Raw genomic sequence first — 10,503 nt, 5'->3', positions numbered from 1 at the left:
TCTGCAATAGACGCAGCTTGCCGGAACGCGGCTGACTGGGAAGACAAGGACGGCTGCGATATGGCGATCGCTTGGGCTTCATGGTCTGGCTCCGTGAGTGACGTTGTTTGTGGCAACCAGCCTGGCCTGCCAATAAGGGCGGAACAGGGAGGGCAGTTCTGCCTGGCCGCCGGTTGGCGCGGCCGGGGCTGCGAAGTAGGTCTCGGCCGCAGAGACGCGCGCCAGCCGGCGGGCGCGCCACCACGCATCGGCGTCCCCTAGACGGGGGATATGCCAGGCCTGGCCAAGATCGGACACGGCCAAGGACGTCCGCAGGCTGAGCCTGAAACGGGCATTGGGCTGCCGCAGGCCCTGGGCGGACAAGCCCAGGACATCGGGCAGGCCCGCGCCCTCGGGCGCTGCGTAGCGGTCGCGCACCGCATAGGAACTGGCCAGGGGATTGTTGCGCCAGGCACCCGCATGCAGACCCGAGTGCTGGCTGTACCAGCGCCAGAAGTCCTGGGATGAGAATTCGGCCAAGGGGCGTTCGACATAGTGGCGGCCCCGTTTCCAGCGTGTGGCGCCGGTCGTGGCCCAACCCATCGGGTACTCGCGGAAGTAGCAGCCTATCCAGCGATTGCTGCGCAGGGCATGAAAGGACAGGGTGTCGCTGGCCCCCCACCGGCCTTGCGCATCCAGGAAGGTATGCCCGCGCCGCCGCAGCTGGTGCCGGGTATTGGGGCAACGCGGCTGGACGATCCAGGCGCTGGCCCAGGTGAGGTCCCGGGGCCGCAGAAAGGCGAACCGCCGCGTGACCGTCTGCGTCAGCGCCTGCAGCCCTTGCACATCGGAGGGCGATTGCCATGCCAGAAGACGCGGGAAATTGTCGTCGTGCACGTGCATGACGGGAACCCCTGTGCGGCTTGAAGTTGATGAGACGTAGTTGGCCTGCAGCACCCGCGCCATGTGCGCATCGCGCAGCGGCACGGCCCTGCGCCATTGCTGGCGGGCGACCTCGGCCAGGATGCGGTGCACGACTGAATCATGCCGTTTCAGTGAGGCTTGCAAGGCCGCCGGATTGTAGGAATCGGACGAGGAGCCCGAAGGCGAGGCCCCATAGGCCTGGGCGAAGCGCGGCCCGAACAGGCGACCGATGAGGAAGGCGGGCGGATTGCCCATCGCGCGGCGGCGCGACTGTGTCAGGCCCAGCTGCTGCCAGGCGATGAGGGTGGCCAGATGCGCCATGGCGACCTGGTGGGCCAGCTGGGCGCGATGGATATAGGCCAGCAGGTTGAGTTGGCGCGCCTGCATCAGCGCGCCGCTATAGGCCACGGCATCGGCCACATGAGTGAGCCGTGCACTGGCGCCGGCCATGCGTGCCGTCCAGTGCGCGGCAACCCAGCCTCCCAGCAGCAAGACGAGGACGACCAGGCCCAGCGCCAGGGCCTGCCCGCCCTGGGCCGCGCGCCGCTGGAAGGCCGGCCTCATTTGGCCCCCGCGTTGCCGGTGAAGGACTTGAGTGTGCGCCCCTTGGCCTGCGAGGCAGCCTTGCCGGCCGCGCCCTGCGCCTGCTTGACCTGGGCCGTGCCGTCCTCGCCGGAGAGCTCGCGCGCCATAGCGGCGGTCTGGGCGCGCAATACCTGCCCGAAGTACTGGTAGACCGCGATCGCGGCCACGGCGACCAGGGCCACCACGATGATGTACTCGGTCATGGCTTGCCCTGCCTGGCGTCGTTTGTGTTGCATGTTGCACCTCGTCATCAAGATTCACGAGATGCCAGTCTGAAGAGGCCGAGGACAGGCCACAATTCGCATAAGCCGAGGCGCGCATGTTCAGCACGCCAGCCCCTGAAGCGGCCGGGCGACTGGAGTATATTGGTCAGGACGGGCGGCTCCACCGCCGTCCATCGAGTGCTTGAACCCGTGCCCTGCCCGCCCCCGGGCAGTGGCATCGCGAATCCGCCGCGGCCTGGCCCGGCAGAACTTCTTTGGGGCTTCGAGTTCAATGAAATCGCGCGACTTTTCTTCCTGGATCTGGGGCGACGCGCTGGCGCTGCTGCATCACGCCGAGCGCCTGCAACGCCAGGTCCTGCAGTCCGCGCAGGCCGCGGCCCACGCCTGGGAGCCGCCCGTGGACATCATCGAGAGCGAGGCGGCCGTGCTGGTCATCGTGGCGCTGCCCGGCGTCGGCCCCGGGGACGTCGTGGTGCGTTTCGATCCCGAGGGCATCACGGTCTCGGGCCTGCGCCCCATCCCCGCCGCCTACGACACCCGCATCCACCAGCTGGAAATACCCTACGGCCAGTTCCAGCGCCGCATCCGCCTGCCGCTGCATGCGCTTGAGCCGGCCACGCCGCGCCTGGCCGACGGCTGCCTGTTTCTCACCCTGAACAAACTTAGGGAGATCCCATGACTGACTTGCGCACGCTGCCCGAAGATGCGCGCATCATCATCCCCTTGCGCGACGCGGTGCTTTTCCCAGGCGTGCTGACCCCCGTGACGGTCAGCCGGCAGGTTTCGGTGGCCGCCGCCCAGGAGGCGGTCAAGGCGGAGCGCCCGGTGGGCTTTCTGTTGCAGCGGGACCCGCAGAAAGACGAAGTGCGGCCCGATGATCTTTATTGGGTCGGCACGCAGGGCCCTATCGCCCGCTACATCACCGGCCAGGATGGCGCGCATCATCTGCTGGTCCAGGGACAGAGCCGCTTCCGCGTGCTGGAGTTCCTGGAGGGCTGGCCTTTCATGGTGGCGCGCGTGGCCCTGGTCGAGGACGCCGGCCAGACCGACAGCGAGATCGAGGCGCGGTTTCTGCAGCTCAAGCAACAGACGCTGGAAGCCATCGCGCTGCTGCCCAATGTGCCGGACGAGCTGGGCGCCGTGGTGCAAGGCATCGAATCGCCCGCCCTGCTGGCCGACATGGTGACCAATCTCGTGGACATCAAGCCGGTCGAGAAGCAGGAGGTGCTCGAGACCTTCGACCTGGCCCGGCGGCTGGACAGGGTCATCGCCTTGCTGGCCGCGCGCATCGAGGTGCTGCGGCTGTCCAAGGAGATCGGCGAACGTACCCGGGCGCAGTTCGATGAAAGACAGCGCGAGACCGTGCTGCGCGAGCAGCTGCGCCAAATCCAGAAAGAGCTGGGCGACACCGAGGATACGGCAGCCGAACTCGAACAGCTGAAGACCGCGATCGAGTCGGCCAGCATGCCGGAGGACGTCCTGCGCCATGCGCGCAAGGAGTTCGGCCGCCTGCAGCGCATGGGCGAGGCCAGCGGCGAGAACGCCATGCTGCGCACCTATCTGGAATGGCTGACCGAACTGCCCTGGAAACAGGAGCCGCAAAAACCCATCGACCTGAACGAGGCGCGCGCCATCCTGGACGAAGACCACTTCGGCCTGGACAAGATCAAGCGGCGCATTCTCGAATACCTGGCGGTGCGCAAGCTCAACCCCCAGGGGCGCAGCCCCATCCTGTGCTTCGCAGGCCCGCCCGGCGTGGGCAAGACCTCGCTGGGGCAGTCCATCGCGCGGGCGACGGGACGCGCCTTCCAGCGCGTGGCCTTGGGCGGCGTGCACGACGAGGCTGAAATCCGCGGCCATCGCCGCACCTATCTGGGCGCCCTGCCCGGCAACATCATCCAGGCCATGCGCCGCGCCGGCACCAGCAACGTGGTGCTCATGCTCGATGAGATCGACAAGCTGGGCGCGGGCGGTTTCCATGGTGATCCGGGAAGCGCGCTGCTGGAGGTGCTCGACCCCGAGCAGAACCATAGATTCCGCGACAACTACCTCGGCGTGGACTTCGACCTGTCGCATGTCATGTTCATCTGCACGGCCAATGCGCTGGACACCATTCCCGGCCCCCTGCGTGACCGGATGGAGATCATCCAGTTGCCGGGCTACACCGAAGAGGAGAAAGTCCAGATCGCGCGGCGCTATCTGGTGCGGCGCCAATTGGAAGCCAACGGCCTGACGCCTGAGCAGGCCGACATCACCGATGCCGCGCTGGCCGCCATCGTGGGCGACTACACGCGCGAGGCCGGGGTGCGCAACCTGGAGCGCGAAATCGGCTCGACGCTGCGGCACGCCGCCATGCAGATCGCCGAGGGCAAGGCCGAGCATGTCTCGATCGACGTGGGCGACCTGGCCGCCATTCTCGGCCCGCGGCGCTTTGAAAACGAAGTCGCCTTGCGCACGAGCGTGGCCGGCGTGGCCACCGGCCTGGCCTGGACCCCGGTGGGCGGCGACATCCTGTTCATCGAGGCCAGCAAGGTGCCCGGCAGCGGGCGCCTCATTCTGACCGGGCAGCTGGGCGATGTCATGAAGGAGTCGGCCCAGACGGCCTTGACGCTGGCCAAGACCTGGAGCGGCGACTCGCTGGAAAAACTGGACATCCATATCCACGTTCCGGCTGGCGCCACGCCCAAGGACGGCCCGAGCGCGGGGGTGGCGATGTTCGTGGCGCTGGCCTCGCTTTTGAGCGGCAAGCCGGTCAGCGCCGATGTCGCCATGACCGGCGAAGTCAGCCTGCGCGGGCTGGTGCTGCCCATCGGCGGCGTCAAGGAGAAGACCTTGGCGGCGCTGCGGGCGGGCATCAAGATCGTCATGCTGCCCCGGCGCAATGAGCGCGATCTGGAGGACGTGCCCGCCGAAGCGCGCCAGAAGCTGCGCTTCGTGTTGCTAGACCGGGTGGAGGATGCCGTCAAGTGCGCCATCGAGGGCGATGGCGCATGCGCCGGCGAGCCTGCCGCCTAGCGTGATCCGGGCGCCTGAAGCCTGGACAGTTCGGTCTTGAGCTGGACCAGGCTGGGCGTGACGATGGGCAGAAAGGCCGCCTCGCGCCAGCGCCGGGCGAAGCCGCCCTCGCCTTGCAGATAGGCCGTGCCCCCGGTCGCCTGGAGTTCGAGTTCGACGGCCTGCTGGGCAGTCTCGGCCAGCGCGATGCGCAACGCGAAGAGCCGGGCCGGCTGCGTCACGAAACGCTCTTGCCTGACGCCCTGCAGCAGCTCGGCGGTGAGCGTGGCGAGGCGGGCGGCCAGCGCCTCGTGGGCCGGGGCGAGCACATCCGCCCTACCGGCCGAGGCATGCAGACCGGCACGGGCCAGGCCTATGGCAAAGCCGCACTGCAGCCCCACGAGCACCGGGCGCAGGCCGGGCAGGAACTGCCGGGCATCGGGGTGGATGACATCGGCCGGGGCCAGCGGCAGGTCGACGAGATCCAGCGCGGCGGTGCTGCTGGCGCGCAGCCCCATCAGGGGCAGGTCGGGATGGCGGGTCAAACCCTGGACATGGTCGCGCAGCGCCACGATGGCGATGCCGCCCTGGGGCGTCGCCGTGGCCGCGGTGGCCAGGAAACCCGCCGGGCGCAGATTGGTGATCCAGTCCACCCGGCCGGTGAGCGCCCAGCCCCCGGGCCGCTCGGCCGCCTGGATGCGCAGGCGGTCGAAACCACCCAGCGATTTGATGGCATTGGACAAGCCGGAAGCGCCGGCCAGCCGGCCGGCCAGCAGCTCGGGCAAGCAGGCCTCGGCCAACCGGGGATTGGCGCCCCGCAGCAAGGTTTCGATGACCACGCTTTGCCCCCAGCCGACGAAGGCCGCCGTGAGCGAATGGGTGGCAAGCTGGGCGATGGTCTCGATGGCATGACCGATGTCGCCGCTGCCTTGGCCGGCGGCCGTGCCCCGCGCGAACACGCCATCGGCCGCCAAGCGGGGCAGGACTTGCAGGCTGTCTATCGTGCCGCTGTCCAGCGCCTCGGCGTGGTCATGCAACCAGCCGGCCAGCGCCGGGCTCACGTGGGCAGAGGTCGAGGTCATGCATGCTCCTGCATCAGTAGGCCAGGGCGCATTATTGGCCAAAGCCGCCCGGACGGCGGCGAAGGCGAAAAAAAACCCTCCGCCCGGGCGGAGGGTCTGCAACGCGGCGCTGCTTATTTTTCGGCGGCGTTGGTAATGGCGTTGCCCGCCCGTGATACGTCCTTGCCCATGCCGGCCACGGTATTGCAGCCCTGCAGGACAAACCCGAACACCACGAAGGCGGTCAGCACGATCTTGCTACGCATGGGAACTCTCCGGCTCAGGCAATGCGGACACGCAGTTCGCCCAGGCCGTCGACGCCGCCGACCAGCTCGTCGCCCTTGACCACGGCGCCCACGCCTTCCGGCGTGCCGGTGAAGATGATGTCGCCGGGCTGGAGCTCGAACAAGGTGGACAGGTAGGCGATGCTTTCGGGGATGTTCCAGATCATCTGCGAGATGTCGCTGGATTGCTTGCGCTGCCCGTTGACGTCCAGCCAGATAGCGCCGTTTTCGAGGGTGCCGACCACGCTGCGCGGGTGGATGGGGCCCATGGGCGCGGAGAAATCAAAACCCTTGCCGACTTCCCAGGGACGGCCTTGCTTCTTGGCCTCGCCCTGCAAGTCGCGGCGCGTCATGTCCAGGCCGAGGGCATAGCCCCAGACGCACTCATTGGCCTGGTCCACGGGGATATCCTTGCCGCCCTTGGACAGCACCACGACCAGTTCCATCTCGTAGTGCAGGTTGGACGTGCGCGGCGGATAGGGCATGGCGCCGGTTTCGCCGTCGGCCACCGCGACGATGGCATCGGCCGGCTTGTTGAAGAAGAACGGATCTTCACGGCCGGTAAAACCCATCTCCTTGGCGTGCTCGGCGTAATTGCGGCCGACGCAATAGACGCGGCGCACCGGGAAGCGGGCATTGCTGCCGGCCACGGGCACCGAGACGGCCGGCAGGGGGGGGATGACGTATTCCATGATTGTTGGACCTCTATGGACGCATGGCCGGCCGGGCCGGCTGACACTGACAATGCGCGAGTTTATCCGGTTTTACGGAGTTTTTTAGCTCAGCCGGCTGTCAGCTAAAGGGCGGCACGTCACCGTCATAGACCACCAGGCGCTCGATGAAGCCGGCCATATAGGTCTTCATTTCCTGGTGGGCGGGCGAAACCTGGTAACGGTCGTGGGCCGGGCCGTCCTCGAAGGCGGCCACCACGGCATGGCCCAGGCCGTCCGAGCGGCTGGCCTGGTTGACGCCGAAGCTATAGCCCAACACGCCGTCGCACTCGGCCAATATGCGCCGGCAATAGGCCTGCACACGGGCATGGAAGGCGGCATCGGCCGCCCCGGAAAGTTGCAACATCACCACATGCAGAAACATCAAGCCTCCTTTTTCTGCCCGGCCACGGGCCTATGCGCCAGGGCCAGCCAGGCCCGCGCGATCAGGCCCATGATGCCATCACGGAACAACAACACACACAGGATGAAAATCAGGCCTTGCACGATGAGCACCCAGGATCCCAGCGGCGCCAGATAGTTCTGCAGCGACACAAAGGTGAAGGCGCCGGCCAGCGGGCCGAACACTGTGCCGATGCCGCCCAGCAGCGCCATGAGCACCACTTCGCCGTTGGCGTGCCAGTGCACGTCGGTCAGCGAGGCCACGCCGAAGACCAGTACTTTCAGGCCGCCGGCCAAGCCAGCCACCGAGGCCGATATCACAAATGCCATCAGCTTGTAGCGCGAGGTGGAATAGCCCAGCGAGCGGGCGCGCTGCTCATTGTCGCGGACCGAGCGGATGACTTCGCCAAAGGGGGAGTTCAGCACGCGCAGCACGAAGGCATAACCCAGGGCGAAGACCGCCAGCGTGAAGTAGTACATGGTCTTCACATCGGAGAGGTCGAACAGGCCGAAAAGCCTGCCCCTGGGCACGCTTTGCAGCCCGTCCTCGCCGCCCGTGAATCCGGCCTGCACGGCGATGAAATAGACCAGCTGCGACAGCGCCAGGGTGATCATGGCGAAGTAGATCCCCTGCCGGCGGATGGCGATGGCGCCGAAGACCAACCCCAGCAGGCCGCCGGTAAGCACGCCAGCCAGCAGGCCCAGCTCGGGCGTGGCCCCCAGCAGCTTCATCACGATGCCGGTGGCATAGGCGGCCGATCCGAAGAAAGCCGCATGGCCGAAGGACAGCAGGCCGACGTAGCCCACCAGCAGATTGAAGGCCGCCGCGAACAAGGCGAAGCAAAGCACCTTCATCAGGAAGGTCGGGTAGATGAACCAGGGCGCGACCAGGGCCGCGGCGGCCAGGATAAGCATGATGGTGCGCGAGGCATGGCGGCCGAGCTGCACGGGCTGGCGCGTCGCTTCGGCGGCCAGCACGTTCTGGACCTGCAAGGGCCGCCCGAAAAGCCCGGCCGGCTTGACCAGGAGCACCACCACCATGATGATGAAGATCGCCAGGTTGGCCGCCTCGGGATAGAACACCTTGGTCAGGCCCTCGATGATGCCCAGGCCGAAGCCGCTGACGATGGCCCCCATGATGGATCCCATGCCGCCGATCACCACCACGGCAAACACGACGACCACGAGGTTGGAGCCCATCAAGGGGCTGACCTGGTAGATGGGCGCGGCGATCACGCCGGCCACCGAGGCCAGCGCCACGCCCAGCGCGTAGGTCAGCGTGATGAGCAGCGGCACGTTGATGCCGAAGGAGCGCACGATGGTCGGGTTTTCGGTGGCCGCGCGCAGCATGGCGCCCACCCGGGTCTTTTCGATCAGCAGCCACACACCCAGGCAGAGCAGCAGCGAGATCAGCACCGCCCAGCCCCGATACCAGGGCAAGAACATAAAGCCCAGGTTCACGCCGCCACTCAGGGCCTTGGGGATGGTATAGGGCAGCCCGGAGACGCCATAGGCCTGGCGCAGGCCGCCCTCGATGAGCAGCGCGATGCCGAAGGTCAGCAGCAGCCCGTAGAGGTGGTCCATGCGGTAGGTGCGCGAGATCAGCAAGCGCTCCATCACCACGGCAAAGAGCGCCATGATGAGCGGCGCCAGCAGCAAGGCGGCCCAATAACCCACGCCGGCATAGTTCAAGAGCATCCAGGCCAGGAATGCCCCCGCCGTGTACTGCGCGCCATGCGCGAAATTGATGATGTTCAACAGCCCGAAGATCACTGCCAGGCCGATGGACAGCAGCGCGTAGAACGCGCCATTGATCAGGCCGAGCAGGAGCTGGCCGAACAGTGCCGTGGAGGGCACGCCAAAGATTTCAAACACGGTCTTCTCCCCTCAGACACCCAGGTGGCGCGCGATGCGCCGCGGATCCTCGTGCGCCTCTTGCGCGGACAGCCGGTCCACGACGCGGCCATGCTCCATGACGTAGTGGCGGTCGGCCACGCGCGTGGCGAAGCGGAAATTCTGCTCGACCAGCACGATGGTGAATCCCCTGGCCTTCAAGGCACGGATGGCCTGGCCGATCTGCTGCACGATGACCGGCGCCAGCCCCTCGGTCGGTTCGTCGAGCAGGATCAGCTGGGCGCCGGTGCGCAGGATGCGCGCGATCGCCAGCATTTGCTGCTCGCCCCCGGAAAGGTTGCCGCCCGAGCTGGCGCTGCGCTCGCGCAGATTGGGAAAGAGGGTGTAGATCTCTTCCAGCGTCATCCCGCCATCGGCCAGCTTGGGCGGCAGAAGCAGGTTTTCGGTGACGTCCAGGCTGCGAAAGACGGCCCGCTCTTCGGGGCAATAGACCACCCCCAGGCGCGGAATCCGGTGCGGCGCCATGCCGACCGTCTCCTGGCCATTGAGGACGATGGATCCTTGGCGCTTCTCGAGGATGCCCATGATGGCGCGCAGCAGCGTGGTCTTGCCCGCGCCATTGCGGCCCAGGATGGTCACCAGTTCGCCACGCTGCACCTGCAGGTCCACGCCATGCAGGACGTGCGACTCGCCATACCAGGCGTTGAGGTCTTTGATGGCCAGCATCAGTGCGCCTCCTCTTCAGAGCCCATGTAGGCGGCGATCACGCGCGCATCGGCCGAGACGGTGGCGTAATCGCCCTGGGCCAACACCGCGCCGCGCGCCAGCACGGTGATGGTATCGGACAGGTCGGCAACCACCGACAGGTTGTGCTCCACCATCAGGATGCTCCGATTGGCCGACACCCGCCGGATCAGGGCGGCAATGCGCGCCACGTCCTCCTGGCCCAGCCCGGCCATGGGCTCGTCCAGCAGCATGACCTCGGGCTCCAGCGCCAGGGTCATGGCGATTTCGAGCGCGCGCTTGCGGCCATAGGGCAGCAAGGCCGCCGTGGTGTCCGCCCACTCTTGCAAGCCGACATCGCGCAACAGCTCGCGGGCCCGGCCATTGAGCCGGTCCAGGCTGCTGCGATGACGCCAGAAGCGCATGCCGTCGCCATGCTGGCGCATCAGCGCCACGCGCATGTTCTGCAGCACGGTCAGGCCGAGGAAGACCGCGGATATCTGGAAGGACCGCACGATGCCCAGGCGCGCGATCTGCTCGGGCGCGAGCGCGGTGATGTCACGGCCCCGATAGCGGATCTCGCCCGCGTCGGGCGTGAGGAATTTGGTCAGCAGGTTGAAGCAGGTGGTTTTGCCGGCGCCATTGGGCCCGATCAAGGCATGGATGGACCCTTCGCGCAGCGACAGCGACACGCCGTCGACCGCGTTGAATCCACCAAACCGCTTGATCAATCCCTCGGCCGACAGCACGGTCGTCGTCATGG

The 10,503-nt window shown here is 67.1% G+C and carries 11 protein-coding genes; 2 read left to right on the top strand and 9 right to left on the bottom strand.

The window, feature by feature from the left end:
- Nucleotides 1-78: 78 nt before the first annotated feature.
- Both AXA74_RS08610 and AXA74_RS08605 read right to left on the bottom strand, forming a co-directional pair.
- Entirely contained in the window at nt 79-1,467 is a 1,389-nt protein-coding gene (locus AXA74_RS08610) for a pilus assembly protein (RefSeq protein ID WP_230588850.1), read from the bottom strand.
- On the bottom strand, nt 1,464-1,724 hold the full coding sequence (locus AXA74_RS08605; RefSeq protein ID WP_032962347.1) for a hypothetical protein: 261 nt from the start codon (nt 1,722-1,724) through the stop codon (nt 1,464-1,466). The genes AXA74_RS08610 and AXA74_RS08605 overlap by 4 nt, the downstream gene beginning before the upstream one ends.
- A 259-nt stretch (nt 1,725-1,983) precedes the next feature.
- Between AXA74_RS08605 and AXA74_RS08600 the strand changes: the two genes are divergently transcribed.
- Together AXA74_RS08600 and lon are read left to right on the top strand one after the other, a co-directional pair.
- Nucleotides 1,984-2,391 (top strand): Hsp20/alpha crystallin family protein, encoded by a 408-nt coding sequence (locus tag AXA74_RS08600; protein ID WP_029580372.1) that lies wholly within the window; start codon nt 1,984-1,986, stop codon nt 2,389-2,391.
- The gene (gene lon / locus AXA74_RS08595; protein ID WP_029580371.1) at nt 2,388-4,727 is read left to right on the top strand and encodes an endopeptidase La; all 2,340 of its coding nucleotides are present in this window, start codon (nt 2,388-2,390) and stop codon (nt 4,725-4,727) included. The genes AXA74_RS08600 and lon overlap by 4 nt, the downstream gene beginning before the upstream one ends.
- On the opposite strand, the gene AXA74_RS08590 is transcribed toward lon, so the two are convergent.
- The 7 genes from AXA74_RS08590 to AXA74_RS08560 all read right to left on the bottom strand — a co-directional run bounded on the left by AXA74_RS08590 (nt 4,724) and on the right by AXA74_RS08560 (nt 10,501).
- A complete protein-coding gene (locus tag AXA74_RS08590; protein ID WP_032979369.1) occupies nt 4,724-5,788 on the bottom strand; it encodes an acyl-CoA dehydrogenase family protein in 1,065 nt (354 codons plus the stop codon). The two genes, lon and AXA74_RS08590, sit on opposite strands and share 4 nt — an antisense overlap.
- Nucleotides 5,789-5,901: 113 nt before the next feature.
- Complete coding sequence (locus tag AXA74_RS08585) at nt 5,902-6,033, bottom strand: entericidin A/B family lipoprotein (protein WP_029580369.1); 132 nt, start codon at nt 6,031-6,033, stop codon at nt 5,902-5,904.
- A 14-nt stretch (nt 6,034-6,047) separates the two neighbouring features.
- Nucleotides 6,048-6,743 (bottom strand): fumarylacetoacetate hydrolase family protein, encoded by a 696-nt coding sequence (locus AXA74_RS08580; protein WP_029580368.1) that lies wholly within the window; start codon nt 6,741-6,743, stop codon nt 6,048-6,050.
- Nucleotides 6,744-6,843: 100 nt separating this feature from the next.
- A complete protein-coding gene (locus AXA74_RS08575; RefSeq protein ID WP_029580367.1) occupies nt 6,844-7,146 on the bottom strand; it encodes a Dabb family protein in 303 nt (100 codons plus the stop codon).
- The gene (locus AXA74_RS08570) at nt 7,146-9,038 is read right to left on the bottom strand and encodes an ABC transporter permease (RefSeq protein ID WP_029580366.1); all 1,893 of its coding nucleotides are present in this window, start codon (nt 9,036-9,038) and stop codon (nt 7,146-7,148) included. Before AXA74_RS08570 ends, AXA74_RS08575 begins: the two co-directional genes overlap by 1 nt.
- Before the next feature lie 12 nt (nt 9,039-9,050).
- The gene (locus AXA74_RS08565) at nt 9,051-9,743 is read right to left on the bottom strand and encodes an ABC transporter ATP-binding protein (RefSeq protein ID WP_029580365.1); all 693 of its coding nucleotides are present in this window, start codon (nt 9,741-9,743) and stop codon (nt 9,051-9,053) included.
- Nucleotides 9,743-10,501, bottom strand: coding sequence for an ABC transporter ATP-binding protein (locus AXA74_RS08560; protein WP_029580364.1), 759 nt, complete (start codon nt 10,499-10,501; stop codon nt 9,743-9,745). Before AXA74_RS08560 ends, AXA74_RS08565 begins: the two co-directional genes overlap by 1 nt.
- Nucleotides 10,502-10,503 lie beyond the last annotated feature (2 nt).

This window comes from Bordetella hinzii LMG 13501 (genome assembly GCF_001548475.1).
GTDB classification, from domain to species: Bacteria; Pseudomonadota; Gammaproteobacteria; order Burkholderiales; family Burkholderiaceae_B; genus Bordetella; species Bordetella hinzii.
Note: the sequence above shows the minus strand (reverse complement) of the source record. Positions and strands in the feature narration are given on the sequence as shown.

What these genes read in the sequence shown, in the direction of transcription:
- AXA74_RS08610 (WP_230588850.1), bottom strand. Translation starts at nt 1,467, where the DNA reads ATGAGGCCGGCCTTCCAGCGGCGCGCGGCCCAGGGCGGGCAGGCCCTG.
- AXA74_RS08605 (WP_032962347.1), bottom strand. Translation starts at nt 1,724, where the DNA reads ATGCAACACAAACGACGCCAGGCAGGGCAAGCCATGACCGAGTACATC.
- AXA74_RS08600 (WP_029580372.1), top strand. Translation starts at nt 1,984, where the DNA reads ATGAAATCGCGCGACTTTTCTTCCTGGATCTGGGGCGACGCGCTGGCG.
- lon (WP_029580371.1), top strand. Translation starts at nt 2,388, where the DNA reads ATGACTGACTTGCGCACGCTGCCCGAAGATGCGCGCATCATCATCCCC.
- AXA74_RS08590 (WP_032979369.1), bottom strand. Translation starts at nt 5,788, where the DNA reads ATGACCTCGACCTCTGCCCACGTGAGCCCGGCGCTGGCCGGCTGGTTG.
- AXA74_RS08585 (WP_029580369.1), bottom strand. Translation starts at nt 6,033, where the DNA reads ATGCGTAGCAAGATCGTGCTGACCGCCTTCGTGGTGTTCGGGTTTGTC.
- AXA74_RS08580 (WP_029580368.1), bottom strand. Translation starts at nt 6,743, where the DNA reads ATGGAATACGTCATCCCCCCCCTGCCGGCCGTCTCGGTGCCCGTGGCC.
- AXA74_RS08575 (WP_029580367.1), bottom strand. Translation starts at nt 7,146, where the DNA reads ATGTTTCTGCATGTGGTGATGTTGCAACTTTCCGGGGCGGCCGATGCC.
- AXA74_RS08565 (WP_029580365.1), bottom strand. Translation starts at nt 9,743, where the DNA reads ATGCTGGCCATCAAAGACCTCAACGCCTGGTATGGCGAGTCGCACGTC.
- AXA74_RS08560 (WP_029580364.1), bottom strand. Translation starts at nt 10,501, where the DNA reads ATGACGACGACCGTGCTGTCGGCCGAGGGATTGATCAAGCGGTTTGGT.